The organism is Cupriavidus consociatus (genome assembly GCF_017814975.1).
In the GTDB taxonomy this organism is placed as follows: domain Bacteria; phylum Pseudomonadota; class Gammaproteobacteria; order Burkholderiales; family Burkholderiaceae; genus Cupriavidus; species Cupriavidus consociatus.
Map to the genome: position 1 here is coordinate 256,296 of NZ_JAGIQA010000003.1, position 22,186 is coordinate 278,481.

Genomic DNA, 22,186 nt, shown 5'->3' on the forward strand with positions numbered 1-22,186 from the left:
TCGCTTTCCCACGCTCCGGCGCGGCACCCTGCATCACTCGTGCATCTATACTCAACCTGCGAATGCTGCGCCACAGCATTTTCCTGCTGCCGAATTCGTGCTGGAGGAACCAACATGCCTTTGTGCGATCCTTGCCTGTCGCAACTGGACCGGCCGGGCCATTTCCCGCCCCATGCCAGCCTGCTGAAGTCGGCGACGCTGCGCACCACCAGCGGCCAGAACGCTTTCGTGTATCGCTGCGGCGATTGCGGCGAAAACCTGCTGCTGGCCTCGGCCGACTGCGAGGCGCCGGACCAGTGGACAAGACTGGATGCCGATGGCTGGCGCTGAAGAAAGCAGAGGTGGCCCAACCGGCAAGTCAGCCGTTGTCCTTCGGGCTGCCTTGATTTGGGGCAAATCTACTTTGGATCGGTGCCGGGATAATCCTGTTCAAGCGGGCCCTTTCCGCCCGCCCACCACGCCATGGCCAAGAAATTTCCCTTGCATCCCAGCCATCCCGAGCGCGTCTGCTGGGGTTGCGACAAGTACTGCCCGACCGACGCCATGGGATGCGGCAACGGCTCCAGCCGGACGCAGCATCCCATCGAACTGCTCGGCGACGACTGGCTCGACCACGGCGACTGGGGCATCGAGGCCCCGGACACTGCTGCGCGCGGACGCGCCCCGGCCTAGCCGACGCACATCACCACCGTCACGCACCCATCCTGCTTCTCACGGAACGTCTGGTACATCCCCGGGCCTTCCTCCAGCGTGACGCGGTGGCTGATCACGAATGAGGGATCAAATTCGCCTTGATGGATGCGGCGCAGCAAATCGTCTGTCCATCGGTTGACGTGCGTCTACCCGGTGCGGACGGTCAGACCCTTGTTCATCAGCGCGCCCATCGGGATCTTGTGCAGGTCCGAGCCGCAGATCGCACAGCTCGACACCTTGACGATGGCGTCGCGCGGATGCTCGATCACGGGATCGGGCACCGTATCGCAGCGGATGTCATGCTTGCCAGCCAGCAGAGTGCTTTCATCGGGAAATCCTTGCGTAGATCCGGGCTCGCAGCCGACGGACGCGCCAATGGCGCGGGCCGATGCGAGCTCTGTTCCAACGCCTGGCGGCAATTGCCGCCGCGGTCACTGCGGGCACGCGCGGCAGGCGCCGGACGTTTTACACGCGGCGGCGGCAAGAACTACAACATGGGCGGGATTACAATCGCCTTCAAGGCTATCCGGCCTTGCCCCTACAGTTTCTACAGCCCTACAGCCACCCCACGGAACCATCATGCTGAACCTTCAGGATTCTTCGCTGCTGCGGCAGCAGTGCTATGTCGACGGCCGCTGGATCGATGGCGAGCGCCGCATCGACGTGACCAATCCCGCCACCGGCGAGCGCGTCGGCCAGGTGCCGCAGCTGGGCGCCGATGAAACGCGCCTGGCCATTGAAGCCGCCAACCGGGCCCTGCCCGCCTGGCGCACGCGCACAGCCAAGGAACGTTCAGCGCTGCTGCGCAAATGGTTCGAGCTGATCCTGGCCAACCAGGAAGACCTGGCGCGGATCATGACCGCGGAACAGGGCAAGCCGATCGCCGAGGCACGCGGCGAGATCGCCTATGCGGCCTCGTTCATCGAATGGTTCGCCGAAGAAGGCAAGCGGGTCTATGGCGACACCATCCCCGCACCGGCCACCAACCAGCGCATCGTCGTCACCAAGGAGCCTGTCGGCGTGTGCGCGGCGATTACACCGTGGAACTTCCCGGCGGCGATGATCACGCGCAAGGCCGGCCCTGCGCTGGCGGTCGGCTGCACCATGGTGCTCAAGCCCGCGTCGCAGACGCCGCTGACCGCGCTGGCGCTGGCGGCGCTGGCCGAGCGTGCCGGCATTCCGGCCGGCGTGCTGTCGGTGGTGACGGGCTCGGCGAGTGCGATCGGCGGCGAAATGAGCAGCAACCCACTGGTGCGCAAGCTGACCTTCACCGGCTCGACCGAGGTGGGCCGCGTGCTGATGGCGCAGACCGCGTCGACCATCAAGAAGGTGTCGATGGAGCTCGGCGGCAACGCCCCCTTCATCGTGTTCGACGATGCCGACCTCGATGCCGCGGTGGAAGGCGCAATCGTGTCGAAGTACCGCAACGCCGGCCAGACCTGCGTTTGCGCCAACCGCATCTATGTGCAGGCGGGCGTGTACGAAGCCTTCGCGCAGAAGCTGGTGGCGGCGGTCGCCGCGCTCAAGGTCGGCAACGGCATGGATGACGGCGTGCGCATCGGGCCGCTGATCGACGACAAGGCCGTGGCCAAGGTAGAGGAACATATCGCCGACGCCGTCGGCAAGGGTGCGCGCGTGCTGCATGGCGGCCAGCGCCATGCGCTCGGCCATTCGTTCTTCCAGCCAACGGTGCTGGCCGACGTCGCGACCGGCATGCTGGTCGCGCGCGAGGAAACCTTCGGGCCGCTGGCGCCGCTGTTCCGCTTCGAAACCGAGGACGAGGTCGTGGCAATGGCCAACGATACCGAGTTCGGCCTGGCCAGCTACTTCTACGCGCGCGACCTGGGCCGCGTCTGGCGCGTGTCGGAACGGCTGGAGTACGGCATGGTGGGCGTCAATACCGGGCTGATCTCGAACGAGGTGGCACCATTCGGCGGCGTCAAGCAGTCGGGCGTCGGCCGCGAGGGTTCGCACTACGGCATCGAGGATTACCTGGTCATCAAGTACACCTGCATGGCCGGGATCTGAACCCGTGGCGGCCCCTGGCGCGACTAGCGCACCCTGAACGCGCTCAACGCGCTGGTCGCGCTGGTTAGCTAGTCGCGCTTGCCCCCCCGGCGCCCCAGCCGTGCTGCTCGCGCAGCCGGGGCCCCAGGGCTATTCCGGCGAGCACGCCAGGCGGAAGCGCTCGATCTGCTCGCGGAAGCGCTGCATCTGCTCCAGCTGGTAGCGCGCATGGTCGGCGCCGTACGGCTTGCCTAGCTCATGCAGCGCACAGTCGGCGGCCCGCGACAGCGCTTCGAGCGCCTGTGCCAGCGCCCGCCCTTCCACGCTGCGATGCCGCCGCAGGCGCCACGACAGCGCTTCCTGGCCCTGGCCGAACAGGCTCTGGTCAAGATGGCCAAGCCGGTCGGCGGTGGCTTGCGCATCATGAAGCGCCGCCAGGTAGGCACATACGGCCGATAGCCGCTGGTTCATCTCGCCGCCGCGGTACAGCAGCTCGCCGGCGCATTTGCGCAATCGCTCCGCCGCGCCGTGCCCGCCCGCCGCTGGGCCGTCGGCCACATACGTGCCGAGCGGCCGCACCGACAACGCCAGCCCCGGTGGCAGCACGCTGGTGCACAGGCTGGCCAGCTGGCGCTGCAGCGCCCCATCGAGCTCGCAGCAGGCCACCACGTCGGCCTCGATGTAGAAGTCCAGCGACGCCTGCCGGCCCTGTCCGCTGTACACCACCGTGCGCACCGGCCGGTGTCCAGCCTGAACCAGCATGCGAAGCGCGGCTTCGATGCAGCGCTGCGCGATGCCGTCGCCCGGCAACGCGCGGCACAGCGCGTGCACGTGAGGCATGCCGGTGATTTCCGTGCGGGTCGGCAGGAATGCGCCCGGCTGGCCCGGGTTGCCGGACAGTTGCAGGCAGGTCTCGACGTAGCTCGGGGCAGTACCCGTCATCAATAACTCCATGGTTGGTTGCTATGCCCGTGCGGGCGGTGGCAAGGCGTGGACGTGCCAGGCTGGTATCAGCGCGTCCCGCCGGCAGGCTCCGAGGCCAGCACGATCGCCGCATGCATGCCCCGCAGCGGATGCCGCGCCTCGGCCGCCGTCAGCGATGCCAGCACCTTGCAGTCATCCAGCCGGAAGCGGCACAGCAGCTGGTTCGAGCGCGCCAGGGCCACCATCTGCGCCGGGGCCAGCTCGGCCAGCGCGCGCCCCAGCTCCTGCCCCATGCCAAGCCGGAACAGCCCCTCGGCTTCGTGCTCGCGCAGCAGGCGCTGCGCGAGCATCAGGTATGACAGGTTCAGCTGCTGTATCTCGCGCAGGATGTCAGCTCCGGCAACGCCGCGGTCTGCCGCGCCGGGCGCCGTGCCTGCGCTCGCGTCCGCGGCGTCGGCGTGCTCTGGTTTGCGCTTCATTGGATGGGTACCGTCCCAATGGCGGTCCCGTCGGAGCCGGCGACGCTGTCCGGAGCGGTGCGCGCCGAGATCGCCGGGCGCTGTGCGATGGCGCGCAACGCGGGCTTGTCCAGCAACTCGACGCAACGGCGCCGTACACGGATCAGCCCGATCCCGGCCAGCCGCGAGAACTGGCGGCTGACCGTCTCCAGCGTCAGGCCGACATAGCTGCCGATTTCTTCGCGGCTCATGCGCAGGATGAAGGCCGACGATGAAAAGCCACGCGCCGCGAAACCGTCGGCCATCCACAGCAGGAACGTCACCAGCCGCTCCTCGGCGGTCATCAGCGCCAGCATGGTCTGCATGGCCCGCGCGCGCTGGGACAGGCAGTCGAGCGACAGGAACAGCCGGATGGCCAGCGCGGGCGCTGCGGCCGTGGTGGCACTGTCCAGATCGACCGCGATCATGCACAGCTTGGTATCTTCCAGCGCCGTGGCATACGACGCGTAGCGAGCGCGCACGAGGCTGTCGAGCCCGACCAGTTCACCCGGAAAATGGAAGCCAACCACCTGTGTGCGGCCGTCTGCGGTGGTGACATGGGTCTTGACCGTGCCGACGCGGATCGCATAGAGCGCGGTAACCGGATCGCCGATCAGGTACAGCGGCTGCCCCTTGCGCAGCCGGATGCTGCGCTGCGGCTGCGGACCGGCCGCGGGATGCGCATGCCGTACCAGGCCGGCCCCGTGGCAGCCATGCGCGTGGGGGCAACTGTCGCAGCAAGGCAGCGTGTCGGGCGGCGCGGACCAGCCTCTGGTCGGTGGCAACTGCATCGTTTCGTGACAAAGATTGACGGCGTATAAATCCTGTGACCGATTTTATGGATCGTGCACCGCGTAACAATCTGTATCTTCCGAATCAACGTCGCGAAGCTTCGGACCACTCGGGCACCGCGGCCGCCTGTTCAGGCGCGGGGCGCGGTATCCTTATGTCATGCGCAGCGCCGCGCGGCGGCGCTCGCTTCCGGACATCGCCGGCAAGCCGGCAGCAGCGAACCCAGACTTCGCCATGAAGAAAGCCCCCGCCGGCGCCGACGTGCCGGCCGCACACGCGTCACTTCGCAAATCGCAAGGCGACCCGCCCAGCGACGCGGCTCCCGACGCACCCTACCGGACGCTGGTCGAGTCCGTGCAGGACTACGCCATCTTCACGCTCGACGTGAACGGGCATGTGTCGAGCTGGAACAAGGGCGCGGCGCGCATCAAGGGCTATACCCGCGAAGAAATCCTGGGCAAGCACTTCTCGACCTTCTACACGCCCGACGCCGTGGCACGGCGCTGGCCGGATGCCGAGCTCAAGGCCGCCGCCGAGTTCGGGCGCTTCGAGGACGAAGGCTGGCGCGTGCGCAAGGATGGCAGCCGCTTCTGGGCCAATGTGGTGATCACGGCTCTCAAGGATCCGGACGGCAACCTGATCGGCTTCGGCAAGGTGACGCGCGACATGACCGCGCAGCGCCGCACCGCCGAAGCGCTGCGCCAGAGCGAGGAAACGCTGCGGCTGCTGGTAGAGGGCGTGAAGGACTACGCGGTCTTCATGCTCGATCCCGCAGGCAATATTGTCAGCTGGAATTCCGGCGCCTCGTACATCAAGGGCTACCGCCGCGACGAGATCCTGGGCCGGCATTTCTCGGTGTTCTATCCGCCCGAGGAGATTGCCGCCGGCAAGCCCGCGCGGCTGCTGGACAAGGCCCGGCGCGCCGGCCGCGTCGAGGATGAAGGCTGGCGCGTGCGCAAGGACGGTTCCCTGTTCTGGGCCAATGTCACGCTGACCGCCGTCTACGACGAATCGCGCGCGCTGCGAGGCTTTGCCAAGGTCACCCGCGACATGAGCGAGCGCCGCCGTCACCAGGAGCTGGAGCGCTCCAGCCAGCGCATGAGCGAATTCCTGGCGACGCTGTCGCACGAGCTGCGCAATCCGCTGGCGCCGGTGCACAGCGCGCTGGCGGCGATGCGGCTGGCACCCGGCGACCCGGCGCTCGCCAACAGGAGCCTGAGCCTGATCGAACGCCAGGTCACGCACCTGAGCCGGCTGGTCGACGACCTGCTCGACATCGGCCGCATCAACTCCGGGCGCATCGAGCTGCGCACCGCGCCGCTTGAGTTCAACGAAGTGATTGCGCTCGCCACCGAGGCAGCACGGCCATCGCTCGAGGCCAAGTCGCAGCACGTCGCGGTGCAGACCCACGCCGCGTCGATCGCGATGCACGCCGACAAGATCCGGCTGGTGCAGGTGATGCAGAACCTGATCCTGAATGCGTCGAAGTTCTCGCCGGCGCAGACCACCATCAGCATCGTCACCGCCGTACAAAAACGTACCCTTCTGGTACAGGTGATCGACCAGGGCCGCGGCATCGCGCCGCAATCGCTGGAAGACATCTTCAACATGTTCGTGCAGGAAAGCCGCCCCGGCACCGATGCACATGGCGGCCTGGGCATCGGCCTGTCGCTGTGCCGCGCGCTGGTGGAACTCCATGGCGGCGCCATTGCCGCGGCCAGCGCCGGACCGGGCATGGGCAGCACCTTCACTTTGCGCCTGCCGCTGCCGGTGGCGCAGGAGACCGCCACGATGCAGCCCCGGGGGCACGCCGCAGCCGGCGGCCATGCCAACATCGTGCAACAGGCACGGCGCATCCTGCTGGTCGACGACAACCGCGATGCCGCCGACAGCCTGGCAATGCTTCTGGAAATGTGCGGCCACGACGTGACCATTGCCTACGACGGCGCCGAAGCGCTGCACGTGGCGCCGCGCTGCCGCCCGCATATCGCGCTGATCGACCTTGCCATGCCGGGCATGGACGGCTTCGAGGTGGTGCGCGCCATGCGCGGCGTGGCCGGCACCGATCAGACCCGCTATGTCGCACTGACCGGTTTCGGCCAGCCTGCCGACCGGCAGCAAAGCGAGCGCGCGGGGTTCGATGCGCACCTGGTCAAGCCGGTGGAGCTTGAGACGCTGTTCGGCACCATCGCGCGCCTGCAGCGGACCGAATAAGCTTCCCGCGAACGCCCACTGCATTCCGTGCAAGCGGCGGAAGGCCACCTTCGCCAAAGCCAAACCCGCGCCGCCGCGCACTGCGACACACTGAGGCCCTTTCCATCGCAAAAAAACACATGGAGGAGACAGCGATGCAGGGTTGGATCAGGCGTGCAGCCAGCGGGCTGCTGTTCGCATTGGCCGCCACGGCGGCAGGCACGGCACTGGCGGACTACCCGGAAAAGCCAGTCCGGCTGGTGGTGCCCTTCCCGCCCGGCGGCGCGACCGACCTGCTGGCGCGCGAAATCGGCAATGCCCTGTCGGCGCGGCTGCAACAGCCGGTGGTGATCGACAACCGGCCCGGCGCCGGCGGCAACCTGGCTGCCATCGCCGTGGCGCGCGCGCCGGCCGACGGCTACACGCTGCTGTTCGGCACCTTCGGCTCGCTGGCGGTCAACAAGAGCCTCTATGCCAGGCCCGGCTACGACCCGCTCAAGGATTTCGCCCCGGTCGCATCCGTGGCCTACCTGCCCAACGTGCTGGTGGTGCATCCCTCGGTGCCGGCTCGCAACGTGCAGGAACTGCTGGCGCTGGCGCGCAAGGAGCCGGGCAAGCTGACCTATGGTTCGTTCGGCAACGGCTCGTCGTCGCACCTGGCGGGTGAGCTGTTCACCCATCTTGCCGGTGTCGATATCGCGCACATTCCGTACAAGGGCAGCGCCGCGTCGATGACCGACCTGATCGGCGGGCGCATCACGATGATGTTCGACAGCGTTTCCACCGCGCTGCCGTATATCCGCGACCACCGCGTGCGCGCGCTGGCGGTGACCACGCAGAAGCCCTCGGAACAGCTGCCGGGCGTGCCCACACTGGCCGCAGCGGGCGTGCCCAACTATGAACTGACGGCATGGTTCGGCGTCGCGGCGCCGGCCGGCACGCCCAAGGCAGTCATCGACCGGCTCAACGGCGAGATTGTTGCCGCGCTGAAGCAGCCGGAGTTATCGGCCAGGCTCGCGAGCCAGGGCACGGTGCCGTTCCCGGCCACGCCCGCGCAGTTCGGCAGCTATATCCGCGCCCAGTACGACAAGTGGGACGGCCTGATCAAGTCCGCCAATATCCGGCTGGACCAGTAAGCGCCCGGGTCAGCCGGCCGCGCCGCGCAACGCGCCGAAGCGCCACGACAAGCGCCGTGCCGCCTGCCGCACCAGCGCGGCGGGCGCGCCTTCAGTGCCGCTGTCGAAGCTGCCGCTCGATCCCATCACCGCGATCACCAGCGCCAGGCTGCCGGTGTGGTCAAACACCGGCGCCGCCAGTGTATCGATGCCCGGCACCGGGTGGCTCAGCGCATTGTCGATCTGCGCCGCGCGCACCTTAGCCAGGCGGGCGGCGTAGTCGGGCGCAGGCTGTCCGTCTTCCCCCAGCACCTGTCCGACGGCAGCACCGGCCATGCGCAGGTAGTCGGTTTGCAGCAGCCCGGCGAGCACGTTGCCCGGCAGGTGCGCGGCCACAGTGCGGCCGATCGCGGTGTGGACCAGCGACAGCACCGTGCCCACGCGCAGGCTGACATGCTGCGGCCGCGCCGATTCCTCAAGCCTGACCACGGTCGGACCCATCGGGCCCAGCACGGCCATGGCCACGCTCAGGCCGGTGCTGCCGGCAAGTTCGATCACTTCGGGCTCGGCCTCGCGCGTCGGCGACAGCCGCTGCAGCGCGACCAGCCCGAGTTCCAGCCCCAGCGGGCCACACAGGTAGTTGCCGGCGGCGTCGCGCGCGAGCAGCCCGGTCTTCTGCAGGCTGACCAGGTGCGGAAATGCCTTGGCGGCGGGCATGCCGGCAGCCAGCGCGAGGTCGCGCAAGGCCAGCGGACGGCCAGCAGCGACCAGCGCGCCCAGCAGCCGGCCGGTGCTGTCGAGGGACTGGATGCCGCGCTGCGGCTTGCCGCCTTCGGCGTCCGCATCCGGGCTGGTGATGCCGGCCGGATCGGGTATGCGGTTCGGGGTCATGCCGGCTTTTCCTCTTCCATGCCTTCAGGGCCTTCCGCACGCAGGGCCGCTGCGATATCGCCCGCTGCTGCCATCAGCGCTCTTGCGGCGGTGCCGTTCCAGTCGACGTCGATGGCGCCGGTCGAGCCAACCAGCGTCAGCACCAGCCGCAGTGCCCCGACAGCGTCCAGTACCGGCACACTGAGGCTGCTGACCGCGGGGCTGGGCGTGTCAATGCTGCGCTCGATGCCGCGCTCGCGGATAGCCTGCAGGGCGGAGCCGAAGTCAGCCAGCTGCGCATCCGTGGCATCTGGCTGCTGCGCGCGCCACAGCGGCTGCCACAACGCCGGCGGCCGGAATGCGCAGTAGACGCGGCCGGTGGCGGTAGCCGCCAGCGCCATCACCGTGCCCACGTGCAGGTTCACGTGCAGCGGCGCGCTGGCGGGCACGTAGCGCACGATGGTCGGCCCCTGCGGCCCGGCGACGCTGATCGCCACGCTGAAGCCCGACGACTGTGCCAGCGCGTCGACGCGCGGCAGCGCGGCGCGGTAGGCCGGATCCTGCTCCAGATGCAGCATGCCCAGCTGCAGCGATAGCGGGCCAGGCTCGTAGCGCCCGGAGACATGGTCGCGCTTGAGCAGGCCCAGGCGCGTCAGGCTGACCAGGTAGGCGTGCGCCTGCGCCGGCGCCAGCTGCGCGGCCTCGGCCAGCGCGGCCAGCGGCATCGGTACGCGTGCCGCCGCCAGCGCGGCCAGCAGCCGGCCGCCCACTTCCACGCTCTGGATGCCGCGCTGGGCCTTGTCAGCCTTCTCCGGCTTGCCTTCCCTTTCAGCCTTGCCGGCCGCGCCGGTTGCCTTGCCCCTGGCCATCGCCACCTTGTGTGATCGGAAACCCCGGATATTAATCGAACGCCATCCACGCGCCGTCGAATCCGGGTAAACCCGCAACTGCTCAGGAACCTCGCTCACCTTGGTCTCAGGGACACGACAATTTGTTTTAGACGAACGAATTAGCTATTGATTAATTCAACGGTCTTTCCTAAGATTGCACTACCCCGTCGCAACACGCAGGCACCGCCGCGTGAAAGACCATAGAAACGGGGGCGAGACAGCCTGTGCCACCAGACCTGCGCTGCGGCCTAACCCGCCATGCGCACGTGCCGTCTTGCCTCCCCACACACAAAGGAAGACGCCATGTCCAAGGCATTTGCATCCCAGGCCGACCTCGAAGCCAAGCAAGTCACCTTTACCCAGCTGTCCGAGAACGCCTGGGCCTACACCGCCGAGGGCGACCCCAATTCCGGCGTCGTGATCGGCGACGACGGCGTGCTGATCGTCGACACCACCGCCACGCCGGCGATGGCGCAAGACCTGATCGCGCGCATCCGCACCATCACCGACAAGCCCATCAAGTACGTGGTGCTGTCGCACTATCACGCGGTGCGCGTGCTGGGCGCATCGGCCTATTTCGCCGAAGGCGCGCAGCAGATCATCGCCAGCCGCGGTACCTGGGAAATGATCGTCGAGCGCGGCGAGGCGGACATGAAGTCCGAGATCGAGCGCTTCCCGCGCCTGTTCGCCGGCGTCGAGACCGTGCCGGGGCTGACCTGGCCGACGCTGGTGTTCGAGAAGGAAATCACGCTGTTCCTCGGCAAGCTGGAAGTCCGCATCGCCCACCTGGGCTCGGGCCACACCAAGGGCGACACCGTGGTCTGGCTGCCACAGCAGAAGGTGCTGTTCTCCGGCGACCTGGTCGAGTACGACGCCGCCTGCTATTGCGGCGATGCCCAGCTGGAAGAATGGCCTGCCACGCTCGACGCGCTGCAGGCACTCAACCCCGAGAAGCTGGTTCCCGGCCGCGGCCCCGCGCTGACCACGCCGGAAGAGGTGAAGAAGGGCCTCGCCTATACCAAGGACTTCGTCACCACGCTGTTCCAGTCGGGCAAGGAAGCGGTGGCCGAAAAGCTCGACCTGAAGGCCGCGATGGCGCATACGCGCCAGGCCATGGATCCCAAGTTCGGCCATGTCTTCATCTACGAGCACTGCCTGCCGTTCGACGTGTCGCGCGCCTATGACGAGGCCAGCGGCATCCGCCACCCGCGCATCTGGACCGCGCAGCGCGACAAGGAAATGTGGGCCGCGCTGCAGGACTGAGCGACTGACGACCCATAGGCCGAAGACCCATAACAAGTCGGGCAACGAAGCAACAAAGAGTTGGATGGAGAGACAGGCATGAGCAGCATCGACTACCAGCGGATGTCGTTTGAGTACCAGCCCTGCGCGGAACAGCGTGGCGCGCAGGCGGATGGCCCGGTCCATCCTGTGGTGGTGGTGGGCGCCGGCCCGATCGGGCTGGCCACCGCCATCGATCTGGCGCAGCGCGGCGTGCGCGTGGTGCTGGTCGACGACGACTGCACGCTGTCCACCGGTTCGCGCGCCATCTGCTTCGCCAAGCGCACGCTGGACATCTTCGACCGGCTGGGCTGCGGCGAGCGCATGGTGGGCAAGGGCGTGAGCTGGAACGTCGGCAAGGTGTTCCTGCGCGACCAGCAGGTCTACAGCTTCGACCTGCTGCCTGAGAGCGGCCATCGCCGGCCGGCGTTTATCAACCTGCAGCAGTACTACGTCGAAGGCTTCCTGCTGGAACGCGCGCAGGCGCTGCCCGATATCGAGATCCGCTGGCACAACAAGGTGGTCGGACTGGAGCAGCGCGCGGATGGCGCGGTGCTGACCATCGAGACGCCCGAAGGCTGCTACCCGCTGGCAGCGCGCTACGTGGTGGCCGCCGATGGCTCGCGCAGCCCGATGCGCAAGCTGCTCGGCCTGGACAGCAAGGGCCGCACCTTCCGCGACCGCTTCCTGATCGCCGACGTAAAGATGGAGGCCGACTTTCCCAGCGAGCGCTGGTTCTGGTTCGACCCGCCCTTCCACCCCAACCAGTCGGTGCTGCTGCACCGCCAGCCCGACAATGTCTGGCGCATCGACTTCCAGCTCGGCTGGGACGCCGACCCGGTGCTGGAGAAATCCCCCGAACGCGTGATCCCGCGCGTGCAGGCACTGCTCGGCAAGGACGTCAAGTTCGAGCTGGAATGGGTCAGCGTGTACACCTTCTCGTGCCTGCGCATGGACAGCTTCCGCCACGGCAATATCCTGTTCGCCGGAGACTCGGCGCACGGCGTATCGCCGTTCGGGGCGCGCGGTGCCAACAGCGGCGTGCAGGATGCCGAGAACCTGGCGTGGAAGCTGGCCTACGTGCTGCACGGCCACGCTGCCGACAGCCTGCTCGACACCTACGCCAGCGAACGCGAATACGCCGCGGAGGAGAACCTCCTGAACTCGACCCGCGCCACTGACTTCATCACGCCCAAGAGCGCCGTCAGCCGGCTCTTCCGCGACGCGGTGCTGACGCTGTCGAAGCGGCATGCCTTTGCCCGCGGCCTGGTCAACAGCGGCCGCCTGTCGGTGCCGGCCGTGCTGCACGGCTCGCCGCTGAACACCGGCGACGCCGATGAGGACTATGCCGGCAACATGGTACCGGGCGCGGTCTGCGCCGACGCGCCGGTGTCCGGGCCGCAGGGTGCCGGCTGGCTGCTGTCGCACCTGGGGCAGGATTTCACCGTGCTGCTGTTCGGCAATCCCGATGCCATCGACGCCGCCACGCTGGCCGACCTGTCCGCGCTCAGCCTGGGCAATGTACCGCTGCGGCTGGTCTACGTCACGGACGCGGCGCTGCCGGCGATGACCTGCTCCAACGCCACCGTACTGCGCGACGACCAGGGCCTCGCCGCCGCGCGCTATGGCGCCACGCCCGGCACCTGCTACCTGGTGCGGCCCGACCAGCATGTGTGCGCGCGCTGGCGCCGTGCCGACCCCGCCGCAATCCGCGCCGCGCTGGCGCGTGCCACCGGTGCCGGCCTGGCCGCGCCGGCCCCTGGCCGGATCGCCGCCTGAAGCAAGCCGGACAGCATGCCGCAACGCCCACGAACAGGAGCCGACAACATGCCCGCCACCCTCAATACGCAACCCAACCTCACCCGGCCCGACGATTTCTACGAAGCGCTGATCGAGATGCACCGCGATCTCGACGACGCCCAGAGCCAGGCCGCCAACGCGCAGCTGATCCTGCTGCTGGCCAACCATATCGGCGACCACGACGTGCTGCTGGCCGCGCTGCAGGCCGCGCGCGAAGGCGTGGCCGACATGCCGGGCGCGGCAGCGCCGGCAGCCTGACACGGCACGGGCGCGGCCAGGCCGCGCCCCACTCCGCTCTTTCCCTGGCCTGACCCAGCACCGCCAGGCAGCGCGCATCAGACGCGCCCGGCGGCGCCATCCCCGGCTGCAACCACCCCGGCGCAACCCACGCAGCCACCACCGCAGCTACCAACAATACGGAGACAAACAGCATGAGCCATCCGGTCTCAGGGGATCTCGCGTCCCTGCATCTGACGCCCGCCAACACCACTGCCCTGCCAGCGCTAGCGGCGCGCGAGGAAGACGCGCTCTACCGCAAGGTGTGGCTGCGCATCATCCCGTTCCTGTTCATCTGCTACGTGGTCTCGTTCCTGGACCGCATCAACATCGGCTTCGCCCAGTTGCAGATGAAGCAGGACCTTGGCTTCAGCGACGCCATGTACGGGCTGGGCGCCGCGATCTTCTACGTCGGCTACGTGCTGTGCGAGGTGCCGAGCAACATGCTGCTGGCGCGCTTCGGCGCGCGCCGCACCTTCACGCGCATCATGGTGCTGTGGGGCCTGGCTTCGGTGGGCATGATGGCCGTGTCGACGCCGGCGCAGTTCTACACGCTGCGCTTCCTGCTGGGCGTGTTCGAGGCGGGCTTCTTCCCCGGCATCGTGCTCTACCTGACCTACTGGTTCCCGGCGCGGCGTCGCGCCGCGGTGATGGCGATCTTCTTTGCCGGCGTGGCAGTGGCGGGCGTGCTCGGCGGCCTGGTCTCAGGCTGGATCATGCGCGACATGGCCGGCGTACTCGGCCTGCAAGGCTGGAAGTGGATGTTCGCCATCGAAGGTGCGCCTGCGGTCTTCCTCGGGGTGATTGCCGCCCGCTGCCTGGTGGACGGTCCGGAACAGGCCCGCTGGCTCGGCGCCGGCGAACGCGCTTACGTGATCCGCGCCGCGGCAGGCGAGACGGCCAGCGCCGCCGATGCCGGGAAGAACGGCCATTCGCTGCAGGCGCTGCGACGGGTGCTGCGCAGCCCGCGCGTGTACCTGTTCGCCTTTATCTATTTTTCGCTGACTTGCGGTTCGCTCGCGCTGAGCTTCTGGATGCCGCTGATCATCCGCGACTTCGGCATCACCGATGTGATGTCGGTCAGCCTGTATTCGGTGGTGCCCAATGCGGTCGGCGCGGTCGGGCTGATCCTGATCGCGCGCCATTCCGACCGCACCGGCGAGCGCCACCGGCACTTCCTGCTGTGCACCGCCGGCGGCGCGCTGGCGCTGGCCGCGCTCACGCTGCACCCGTCCAGCCTGGCCGTGATGCTGGCGATCCTCTCGGTTGCCGCCGTGCTGATCTTCGCCGCGCTGCCGGTGTTCTGGTCGCTGCCGCCCAGCTACCTGCCCGGTGCGGGGGCCGCGGCCGGCATTGCGATGATCAGCAGCGTCGGCATCACCAGCGGCATCGTCAGCCCGTGGGTGATCGGGCAGATCAAGACCCGGACCGGCAGCCTCGACCATGCGCTGTTGCTGCTGGCCGCGCTGCTGCTCGCCAGCGGGCTCGCGATGTGGCTGGGCGTGCCGCGCCAGCCCGCGCAAGGATCCCGCCAGGCCCGGCAGGATTAACCTGCGGGAAGGGCCTGCAGCGGGGTTCGTCAAACCGGAAGGTCCGCACCCGCGCGGGTGCGGCATTCAGTGGGACCGGCCGCAGGGAATGACCTGCGCGATCTCCTCGCGCAGCACCTCGACCACATCGTCGATCTCCAGCCCTTCGGCCGTGACCAGCACGTCCTGTCCGCGGCCGATCGCGTAGACCACGCCGCTCCAGCGGCCGGGCTCGACGGCCTCGCACAGGCGGATATTGAATTCGGTGTCCTGGTCCTGGCTGTAGACCGTTACCAGGTCGCCAATCTGGGGGGCCTGCACCGCTTCTCCGTCGAACGCCCGGGCCACTACGGTCACCGGCGACTGCGTCAGTCCCCTGGCAAATCTTGCACGCATGGTCCGCTCCTCTAATGCGATCCAAGTCCAGCTTACAAGAGGGGCGCCAAATAACCAGAAATTTCCATGCAAAAGTCGGGCTTGCTGCCCTCCGCGTGCGGTCCGGGCTGTCAGACGCTGCCGGATAGACAGCCGCCGTACATCGCCGACAATTAAGAGCATAGACAGCCAAGGAGACAGCAAAATGGGCACCAGCATACACGTCGTGCCGCATCGGGATGGCTGGGATGTCATCCATGAAGGCGCCCGCTACGCGGAATCCCACCATGCCACCCAGGAAGAAGCCATCGCTGCCGCGACGACGCAGGCGCAGCGCGAACATGTGGAACTGCTGGTCCATGGCCGCGATGGCCAGATCCGCTCGCGCAACAGCTTCGGCCACGATCCGCGCACCATACCGGGCTAAACCCGGCCTCACCGGATAACGCTTCCGGCGCCAGATCCTGCGCAGGTGCATCCATGCCACCGCACCGGGACGAACTGCAGGCAGCTGCCGCGATCGCCGCCGCCGCGGTGCCGCTGCCGCAGGTGGACGACCCCGCGCAGAGCCCCTTCTCCGGACCCTTCCCCAATGCACTGGCGATGCAGGCCGAAGCGCTGGCCGCGCATCGGGTGGTGCTGCTCGGCGAAAGCACGCACGGGACCGCCGAGTTCTACCATGCGCGCGCCGCGCTGACCGCGCAACTGGTGGCGCGCCACGGTTTCCGCATTGTCGCGGTGGAAGCGGACTGGCCCGATGCCGCTGCGGTCGACCGCCATGTCCGCGGCCGGCCCGCTCAGCCCGCGGAAACGCCGGGCGAAGCGTTCACGCGTTTCCCGGTATGGATGTGGCGCAATCTTGAAGTGGCACGCTTTATCCGCTGGCTGCACGCGCACAACGCGGCCCTGGCCCCGGCGCAGCGCGCCGGCTTCTTCGGGCTCGACATCTACAGCCTGCGCGCCTCCATTGCGGCGGTGCTGGCTTACCTGGACAGCATCGACCCTGAGGCCGCGCGTACGGCGCGCGAGCGCTACGCCTGCCTGGAACCCTGGGGACGGGACCCGGCGCGCTATGGCCGCGCAGTACTGCAAGGCACCCATGAAGACTGCGAAGACGCCGTCATCGGGCAATTGCAGGAGCTGCTCGACAAGCGCCTCGCCTATGCCCGTGCCGGCCATGAAGACTACCTGGATGCCGCGCAGAACGCGCGGCTGGTGGCATCGGCGGAACGTTATTACCGCGTGATGTACCACGGCAGCGACGACAGCTGGAACCTGCGCGACACGCACATGTTCGAGACGCTGGTGCAACTGCTGCACGCCCACGGACCCGATTCGCGCGCCGTGGTATGGGCGCACAACTCACACATCGGCGATGCCTCGCACACTGAAATGGGAACCGTGCACGGCCAGCTCAATATCGGACAACTGTGCCGCGAGAGCTTCGGCGATGACGCGGCGCTGGTCGGCTTCAGCACCTATGCGGGAACGGTGGCGGCGGCGAGCTGGTGGGATGGCCAGATGGAAATCAAGACCGTACGCCCGGGACGGCCCGACAGCTACGAGCACCTGTTCCACCAGGCCGGCCACGCGCAATGCTGGCTGGACCTGCGGGGCGCGCGCGGCGGCGCGCTCGACGATGTCCGCACCGCCTTGCTGCCGCCGCGGCAGGAGCGTTTCATCGGGGTCATCTACCGGCCCGAAACGGAATTGCAGAGCCACTATGCGCGTGCGGAATTGCCGCGGCAGTTCGATGCAATGCTGTGGTTCGACCACACGCGTGCGGTCCCGGCCTTGCCGGCCAGTCCGGCGCCGGGCGCGCCGGAGACCTGGCCGTCCGGACTATAGCGGCTGCTTGCGGGATTTCGGCGCCTTCGGCTCCGACGCAGGATAGTCATAGCGCTGCGCCGATTGCGGTCCCTCGTTCACCGCTGGCGATGCCGGCGTGGCCGGCGTGGCTGGTGTCGCGCGGCCGCCGCTGGTGGAAGGCGAGGCAGGCGTGGCCGGCGTAGCGGGCGTGGCGCGGCGCGTATCGCCCTGCCCGGGCATGACGTCGGAGGCGGACGTCCCCGGCGCACGGGTGTCGGCGCCTGGCCGCGTAGTGGTGGTCTGGGCCCAGGCCGGAACGCTCAGCAGCGCGGCCAGTGCAAAACTTGCAAGAGGCTTCATGGGATCTCCTTGTCTGCGCCTTGTCTGCGCGGATAGCCGGCCAGCACGTTCGCATCGGCCGCGAGTCCGTGGCCGATGCGAAAGTCGTGCCATGCAGCGCTCCCCTGCGCCTCACCCGCCGGTACGGTCCGGCGCCACGCTGGCGTGGTTGATGACCTCTCGCACGCCGGCCGCGCGAATGTTCGCCTCGATCGCCGCGCGATCCGCTTGCGTGCCGACCGCGCCTTCGATGGTGACGCGCCCGTCTGTGACATTCAGCGCGATCTCGCTGACATCGAGGCCGCTGTCCCACAGCCGCGCGCACAACGCTGCCTGCAGTTCGACGTCAGCAGCGGTGACAGCAGTGCCGCGCGGATTGGCTGGCGGCGTATTGGAAGAATCCTGCATGCGTGGCCCCCGGCGTCAGTACATGCGCATGCCATGGCCCGGATGCGCAGCCGTAGCCTCGCCCCGCGCCACGCGCAGGTGGTTCACCACCTCCGTGACGCCATAGATCTCGTCCGCGATATCTTCGATCCGGTACTTCTGCTGGCGATGGGGCACGCAGCCCTCCAGCGTGACCACGCCTTGCTCCACCCGCACCTCGACATCCTCCACCTCCAGCCGGGCGCTGCGTGCGAGCTGCTCGCACAGGTCCTCCAGGATGCGCGCATCGCTGCGCTGGTAATTGCGCGGGCCGACCGGACGTACCGGGCGCGCCTGGTACGGCCCGCCGCGATACAGGTCCATGCGCTCGTTGTAGCCGGTAAATTGCCGGTAAGGGTCGCGACCCCTCGGCGCTTGCCGGGCGCGTGCGTCCGAGGCGTTGCCGGATTGCCAACCGCGCGAGCCGCCGAACTCGCCGGGGTCCACCGGCTGGTCATAGTCGTAGACGCCATAGGCGCCAACGTAATGGCTGCGCATGTCGGTTTCGGGCACGGCGCTTTCGTGCCAGGGTGGTCCGCGCCGGTTGTCTCTACGGTCCATTGTCGTCTCCGCTTTCCGTGCCGGTCATTGCAGCAGCGCCGCCATCTGCAGCGCCGCTACTTCTGCCGCGGCGGCACCAGGCCGCGGTCGGGCTCGCTGAGCTTGCCGGCGCGCAACTGCCGCACCGCGCAAGCCAATGCGCGCGCCACGTTGTCTACCTCGCCGAGGACGCCGTCATCCTGGTCGAGTTCCACATGGCTGGTGGCATAGGGCTTGTAGTAGCCGATGAACCGGTCCAGCCGCGCCTGCGCGCCGGCATCGATCAGGCCCATCCAGTCGAGCCAGTCGGACAGTGCGCGGCGCACGCCTTCAATGCCGGCCACGTCGCCGTGGACCACCAGCCCGTAGGTGCGGCCTGCCAGGTGTTTGGGGTAGTCCCACCCCGCCAGTTCGATGGACTTGGCACGCACCACGTCCTTGCCCTGCGTGCTGGTCGGATCCGGGTTGCCGCCGTCGGCGCAGACCAGCCGGTCCATCATCAGCTTCAGCGGGCTGCTGGCCTGGTACCAGTAGACCGGCGTGACGATCAGCACGCCATGGCAACCGGCCCAGCGCGGATAGATGTCGTTCATCCAGTCGTTGACCTGGCCGAGCGCGTGGTTTGGGTAGCAGCTGCAGGGCCAGTGGCATAGCGGCATCGACGTCGAGACGCAGCCCTTGCACGGATGGATGCGCAGGTCGGCATCGGAGGTAAGGAGGCTCAGGTCGAGCACATCGACCTCAATGCCCTCCGCTTCCAGCGTTGCCCGCGCGCGCTGCGCCAGCCGCCAGGACTTGGACATCTCGCCTGGACAGGTGTAGTCGTTGCGCGCGGCGGCACAGACCAGCAGCACGCGCGACGGCGTGGCGGGGTTGGCCTGGCGTTGCTGCGCCACGCGAACCGCCTCGCTGGCCGCGCGCCATTCGTCGGACAGCTCATAGTCCGGATCGGCGTAGCCGGGCCCGGCCTTGTGCTTCAGCGGCGCCTTGCGGCCCTCGTGATAAGCCGCCCACGCAATGCGCTCAAGCCGCGCCAGGGCTTCGTCCTCATCCCGGTAGGCGGGGTCGGTGAAGCGCGCCATGAAGCGCTGCCGGAAGGTTTCGCGCGGCAGCGGCTCGCTCACCTGGCCCTTGCGGACATCGCCGGGATCACCGGGATAGCGCTGCTTGCGGGGTGCATCCGGCCCCGGCTGGTTCGGCTTGTGCGTCGGGTCTGGCATAGGTGTCTCCGTGGTCGCCGCGAACGCTGCGATGTGTGTGCTGGAGCAGGACATGCAAGATAGGCGCCATCGTTCACCGCCGTGTGCGGCGCCCGCGGCCACGCAGCTTTTACAAGGCCGCCGCCGGCGCTGCATGTACATTTTTCCTCGCTTGAAAGGCTGGCGCGACGCTGTGACGACCGCTGCGCGGCGCGTCGCGGGTGCCGCGGCGCTGGCACGGAAACTGCCGCCGCTGCCATCAATTCCATTCCGGATGCCGTCATGGACGTCATGGAAATTCTGGTCGATGTGATGCGCCGCGCCGTGGGCGAAGGCGATGACCTGCAGTGGTGGCAAGGCGCGGTGCGCGCCGCCGTGATCTTCGTCGGCACGTGGGCCATGCTCCGGCTGGCGGGACGCCGTGCCTTCGCGCAGAAGAGCGCGTTCGACCTGTGCATCGTGCTGCTGCTGGGCGCAGTGCTGTCGCGCGCGGTAGTGGGTGCTACCTCGCTCACGGTGGCATTCACAGCTGCGCTCGTGCTGGTGTTGCTGCACCGCGCAGTGGGCTGGCTCTCGGGCCGCTTCCCGCCGTTCGACTGCGCCATTGGCGGGCATGCGCTGGACCTGCTGAGCCGGGGCGAGCTGGATCGCGAGCGGATCAGCCGTGCCATGCTTACCGAGGAAGACCTGAAGGCCAGCCTGCGCGCCTCCCTGCAGAGCGACAGCTTTTCCGGCCTGGCGCGCGTCGTGCTGGAGCGCGACGGCAAGGTCACGTTCGTGCGCCGGTCCAGCGAAGACGTGCCGGCGAAGAACAATCCTGCCACACCGTCCGCGCCGGCGGCGCCGGCCGTATCGCGGAGCAACGGCGTGCCGGTCCGGTCGCGGAGTTCGCGCCAATGACCCAACGCGACGCAAGCGCAGCCTCGGGCCATAACCGCAGCATCGCCCGTTACCTCAGACGCCACGGCATCCACGTGGTGACCGCGGAATCCTGTACCGCGGGCCTCATTGCCTCGCGCATCGCGGAAGTGCCAGGCTGCGGCGATGTCCTGTATTGCTCCATCGTCGCGTATTCACCGTCGGCGAAGGAGCAGTTGCTGCGCGTGCCGCCGGAAACCATCCGCCGCTACGGGCTGACCAGCGAAGAAGTGTCGCTCGCAATGGCGCTGGGCGCGATGCAGCTCACCGGCGTCGACCTGGCGCTGGCGAACACCGGCGTGGCCGACGACGGCGGCGACGGTGACATCCCGGCCGGCACGCAATGCTTTGCCTGGGTCTTCCGCCGCCCCGGCCATGCCGGCCGCTCCCCTCTGGCCGCGCCGGCGGGCGTGGCGCTGTTCACGGAAACCCGGCGCTTCCCCGGTGAACGCAATGCCGTACGGGAGGCCGCGGCGGACTGGGCGCTGGCCCGGATCTGCCATTACCACGAACTGGCGCGCCGCGGCGAAGGCAACCGCAACGCGGCGCACGACTGAATTGCCGGACACGCCCTCGGGCGCAACGGCATAACCGAGGGCTCTGGGCCCGACCGACGTAGTCTTGCAATGGAGACCATCATGAAACGCACCCTCGCTACCACGGCACTGGTCGTCGGCACCGCGCTCTGCCTGCCGGCCTTCGCCCAACAGGCTCCGGCCTCGCCTACCGCGCCGAACCCGAGCGCGCCGCCGATTGAAGGCGCCGGTGCCTCGCGCAACCAGCCGGCCGCCACCGACATGACCACGGCGCCGACCAATACCACCAAAGACACCGCCAAGAAGCCAAAGTCGACATCCGGCAAGCAGGCCAACACCGCCCGCAGCAAGAAGCCGCGCGAGCAAGGCGCGCCGCCGGCACCGACTGCCGATGCTCCGAGCGGCCCCAAGGGCGACACGCCGGACCCGGCGGCCAAGCAGTAGGCGCATGCCGTTGCGCTTGCGCGCACAATGATCGCGATCGTGGCGGGACTTCAGCGGACGGGCTCCCGCCCGCCCGGCGCTGCTCAGGTATCCCCGCGCAGCGCCCGGGTCGCCTGCGCCAGCGCCGCGTCACGCTCGCGCTTGCGCCAGCGCTGGCAGCGCCACAGCTCCTCCAGGTAGGGCAGGCCGGCGAGCAAGGCGACCGCGATGAGCAGTCCGCCCAGATAGCCCGGCGGCAGCGCGACGGGCTTCCACGCCAGCGCCAGGCGCGCCGGTTCGCTGCCCGCGCCGAACAGCGCCAGGAACTGGCCCCAGTGCATCACCACCACGTATGAGGCGGCTGCCATCGGCAGGACTTCGAGCAGGCTGTGCATATGCTGCTCGACCGGCGCGATATGGCGGCGCTTGCTGGCGTACTGCACGTCCCACCACGCCGTGGCCTCGTGGATCACGAGCGCCACCAGTACGACGGCAATCACCAGCGCATTGACCTCCAGGAACAGCACCATCAGCAGCGGCAGGCCGACCTCGGCCAGCATCAGCATGTGCAGCAAGGATTCGCGCACGCCCGCGTTGCGCTCGATGTGCGTGAGGCGGTGGCACAGCCAGTCGCCAGCGCCGGCCAGCAGCCACAGCGGCACCAGGCCGTACATCAGCACCAGGCGCGCGGCATGCTCGAAGAATTGCAGGTCGGCAGAGGCGGCGGTGGGCATGGTGGGCAGAGGTGTCCCGG

General features: G+C 68.4%; 25 protein-coding genes and 2 pseudogenes. 14 read left to right on the forward strand and 13 right to left on the reverse strand.

Features of this window, described 5'->3' with window-relative positions; genetic code table 11:
- Positions 1 to 114 precede the first annotated feature (114 nt).
- Both J8I82_RS06275 and J8I82_RS06280 read left to right on the forward strand, forming a co-directional pair.
- Complete coding sequence (locus tag J8I82_RS06275) at positions 115 to 330, forward strand: hypothetical protein (RefSeq protein ID WP_209755408.1); 216 nt, start codon at positions 115 to 117, stop codon at positions 328 to 330.
- Between the two features lie 132 nt (positions 331 to 462).
- Positions 463 to 672 (forward strand): DUF3079 domain-containing protein, encoded by a 210-nt coding sequence (locus tag J8I82_RS06280; RefSeq protein WP_209755410.1) that lies wholly within the window; start codon positions 463 to 465, stop codon positions 670 to 672.
- On the opposite strand, the pseudogene J8I82_RS06285 reads toward J8I82_RS06280, so the two are convergent.
- Positions 669 to 899: pseudogene (locus tag J8I82_RS06285) on the reverse strand (glutathione-dependent formaldehyde dehydrogenase); the annotation flags it as partial. The gene J8I82_RS06280 and the pseudogene J8I82_RS06285 sit on opposite strands and share 4 nt — an antisense overlap.
- Positions 894 to 1,021 (reverse strand): annotated as a pseudogene (locus tag J8I82_RS39575) (glutathione-dependent formaldehyde dehydrogenase); the annotation flags it as partial. The pseudogenes J8I82_RS39575 and J8I82_RS06285, both read right to left, overlap by 6 nt.
- 251 nt (positions 1,022 to 1,272) lie before the next feature.
- Between J8I82_RS39575 and gabD the strand changes: the two are divergent.
- On the forward strand, positions 1,273 to 2,721 hold the full coding sequence (gene gabD / locus J8I82_RS06295) for an NADP-dependent succinate-semialdehyde dehydrogenase (RefSeq protein ID WP_209755412.1): 1,449 nt from the start codon (positions 1,273 to 1,275) through the stop codon (positions 2,719 to 2,721).
- A 129-nt stretch (positions 2,722 to 2,850) separates the two neighbouring features.
- Here the strand turns inward: gabD and J8I82_RS06300 are convergent, their stop codons facing one another.
- From J8I82_RS06300 to J8I82_RS06310, 3 genes are all read right to left on the reverse strand, one after another.
- On the reverse strand, positions 2,851 to 3,642 hold the full coding sequence (locus J8I82_RS06300) for a hypothetical protein (RefSeq protein ID WP_209755414.1): 792 nt from the start codon (positions 3,640 to 3,642) through the stop codon (positions 2,851 to 2,853).
- A 68-nt stretch (positions 3,643 to 3,710) separates the two neighbouring features.
- Positions 3,711 to 4,103 carry a flagellar transcriptional regulator FlhD gene (gene flhD / locus J8I82_RS06305; protein WP_209755416.1) on the reverse strand — a complete coding sequence of 131 codons (393 nt, stop codon included), beginning with the start codon at positions 4,101 to 4,103 and terminating at the stop codon, positions 3,711 to 3,713.
- Positions 4,100 to 4,906 (reverse strand): Crp/Fnr family transcriptional regulator, encoded by an 807-nt coding sequence (locus J8I82_RS06310; RefSeq protein ID WP_245179472.1) that lies wholly within the window; start codon positions 4,904 to 4,906, stop codon positions 4,100 to 4,102. Before J8I82_RS06310 ends, flhD begins: the two co-directional genes overlap by 4 nt.
- Positions 4,907 to 5,147: 241 nt before the next feature.
- Between J8I82_RS06310 and J8I82_RS06315 the strand changes: the two genes are divergently transcribed.
- On the forward strand, positions 5,148 to 7,127 hold the full coding sequence (locus J8I82_RS06315) for a PAS domain-containing hybrid sensor histidine kinase/response regulator (RefSeq protein WP_209755420.1): 1,980 nt from the start codon (positions 5,148 to 5,150) through the stop codon (positions 7,125 to 7,127).
- A 134-nt stretch (positions 7,128 to 7,261) separates the two neighbouring features.
- Complete coding sequence (locus tag J8I82_RS06320; RefSeq protein WP_209755423.1) at positions 7,262 to 8,242, forward strand: Bug family tripartite tricarboxylate transporter substrate binding protein; 981 nt, start codon at positions 7,262 to 7,264, stop codon at positions 8,240 to 8,242.
- A 9-nt stretch (positions 8,243 to 8,251) separates the two neighbouring features.
- Here J8I82_RS06320 and J8I82_RS06325 read toward each other — a convergent pair whose 3' ends face one another.
- Positions 8,252 to 9,112, reverse strand: coding sequence for an IclR family transcriptional regulator (locus J8I82_RS06325; protein WP_209755424.1), 861 nt, complete (start codon positions 9,110 to 9,112; stop codon positions 8,252 to 8,254).
- Positions 9,109 to 9,960: an IclR family transcriptional regulator gene (locus tag J8I82_RS06330; protein WP_209755426.1), complete on the reverse strand. Its 852-nt coding sequence runs from the start codon at positions 9,958 to 9,960 to the stop codon at positions 9,109 to 9,111. Before J8I82_RS06330 ends, J8I82_RS06325 begins: the two co-directional genes overlap by 4 nt.
- Positions 9,961 to 10,284: 324 nt before the next feature.
- Here J8I82_RS06330 and J8I82_RS06335 point away from each other — a divergent pair, with 324 nt between their 5' ends.
- The 4 genes from J8I82_RS06335 (at position 10,285) to J8I82_RS06350 (ending at position 14,888) form a co-directional block, all read left to right on the forward strand.
- Positions 10,285 to 11,244 carry an MBL fold metallo-hydrolase gene (locus tag J8I82_RS06335; RefSeq protein ID WP_209755429.1) on the forward strand — a complete coding sequence of 320 codons (960 nt, stop codon included), beginning with the start codon at positions 10,285 to 10,287 and terminating at the stop codon, positions 11,242 to 11,244.
- Between the two features lie 78 nt (positions 11,245 to 11,322).
- The gene (locus J8I82_RS06340) at positions 11,323 to 13,041 is read left to right on the forward strand and encodes an FAD-dependent oxidoreductase (protein WP_209755432.1); all 1,719 of its coding nucleotides are present in this window, start codon (positions 11,323 to 11,325) and stop codon (positions 13,039 to 13,041) included.
- A gap of 48 nt (positions 13,042 to 13,089) precedes the next feature.
- Complete coding sequence (locus tag J8I82_RS06345) at positions 13,090 to 13,320, forward strand: DUF2783 domain-containing protein (protein WP_209755434.1); 231 nt, start codon at positions 13,090 to 13,092, stop codon at positions 13,318 to 13,320.
- Between the two features lie 173 nt (positions 13,321 to 13,493).
- Complete coding sequence (locus tag J8I82_RS06350; RefSeq protein ID WP_209755435.1) at positions 13,494 to 14,888, forward strand: MFS transporter; 1,395 nt, start codon at positions 13,494 to 13,496, stop codon at positions 14,886 to 14,888.
- 66 nt (positions 14,889 to 14,954) lie between these two features.
- Here J8I82_RS06350 and J8I82_RS06355 read toward each other — a convergent pair whose 3' ends face one another.
- On the reverse strand, positions 14,955 to 15,263 hold the full coding sequence (locus J8I82_RS06355; RefSeq protein ID WP_209755437.1) for a hypothetical protein: 309 nt from the start codon (positions 15,261 to 15,263) through the stop codon (positions 14,955 to 14,957).
- 184 nt (positions 15,264 to 15,447) lie between these two features.
- Here J8I82_RS06355 and J8I82_RS06360 point away from each other — a divergent pair, with 184 nt between their 5' ends.
- Positions 15,448 to 15,669, forward strand: a complete 222-nt coding sequence (locus J8I82_RS06360) for a DUF2188 domain-containing protein (RefSeq protein WP_209755439.1) — start codon at positions 15,448 to 15,450, stop codon at positions 15,667 to 15,669.
- A 53-nt stretch (positions 15,670 to 15,722) separates the two neighbouring features.
- Positions 15,723 to 17,090 carry an erythromycin esterase family protein gene (locus tag J8I82_RS06365; protein WP_209755441.1) on the forward strand — a complete coding sequence of 456 codons (1,368 nt, stop codon included), beginning with the start codon at positions 15,723 to 15,725 and terminating at the stop codon, positions 17,088 to 17,090.
- Here the strand turns inward: J8I82_RS06365 and J8I82_RS06370 are convergent.
- From J8I82_RS06370 to J8I82_RS06385, 4 genes are all read right to left on the reverse strand, one after another.
- Positions 17,085 to 17,411, reverse strand: coding sequence for a hypothetical protein (locus J8I82_RS06370; RefSeq protein WP_209755443.1), 327 nt, complete (start codon positions 17,409 to 17,411; stop codon positions 17,085 to 17,087). The genes J8I82_RS06365 and J8I82_RS06370 overlap by 6 nt on opposite strands.
- 111 nt (positions 17,412 to 17,522) lie before the next feature.
- Positions 17,523 to 17,798, reverse strand: coding sequence for a BON domain-containing protein (locus J8I82_RS06375; protein ID WP_209755445.1), 276 nt, complete (start codon positions 17,796 to 17,798; stop codon positions 17,523 to 17,525).
- A 15-nt stretch (positions 17,799 to 17,813) separates the two neighbouring features.
- Positions 17,814 to 18,377, reverse strand: a complete 564-nt coding sequence (locus tag J8I82_RS06380) for a BON domain-containing protein (RefSeq protein WP_209755447.1) — start codon at positions 18,375 to 18,377, stop codon at positions 17,814 to 17,816.
- A 56-nt stretch (positions 18,378 to 18,433) separates the two neighbouring features.
- Positions 18,434 to 19,576 (reverse strand): flavodoxin family protein, encoded by a 1,143-nt coding sequence (locus J8I82_RS06385; protein WP_209755449.1) that lies wholly within the window; start codon positions 19,574 to 19,576, stop codon positions 18,434 to 18,436.
- Between the two features lie 261 nt (positions 19,577 to 19,837).
- Here J8I82_RS06385 and J8I82_RS06390 point away from each other — a divergent pair, with 261 nt between their 5' ends.
- The 3 genes from J8I82_RS06390 (at position 19,838) to J8I82_RS06400 (ending at position 21,453) form a co-directional block, all read left to right on the forward strand.
- Positions 19,838 to 20,455 (forward strand): DUF421 domain-containing protein, encoded by a 618-nt coding sequence (locus J8I82_RS06390; protein ID WP_209755451.1) that lies wholly within the window; start codon positions 19,838 to 19,840, stop codon positions 20,453 to 20,455.
- Positions 20,452 to 21,030: a CinA family protein gene (locus tag J8I82_RS06395; RefSeq protein WP_209755453.1), complete on the forward strand. Its 579-nt coding sequence runs from the start codon at positions 20,452 to 20,454 to the stop codon at positions 21,028 to 21,030. Before J8I82_RS06390 ends, J8I82_RS06395 begins: the two co-directional genes overlap by 4 nt.
- Positions 21,031 to 21,111: 81 nt before the next feature.
- A complete protein-coding gene (locus tag J8I82_RS06400) occupies positions 21,112 to 21,453 on the forward strand; it encodes a hypothetical protein (RefSeq protein WP_209755456.1) in 342 nt (113 codons plus the stop codon).
- Between the two features lie 83 nt (positions 21,454 to 21,536).
- On the opposite strand, the gene J8I82_RS06405 is transcribed toward J8I82_RS06400, so the two are convergent.
- The gene (locus J8I82_RS06405; protein ID WP_209755458.1) at positions 21,537 to 22,166 is read right to left on the reverse strand and encodes a diguanylate cyclase; all 630 of its coding nucleotides are present in this window, start codon (positions 22,164 to 22,166) and stop codon (positions 21,537 to 21,539) included.
- Positions 22,167 to 22,186 lie beyond the last annotated feature (20 nt).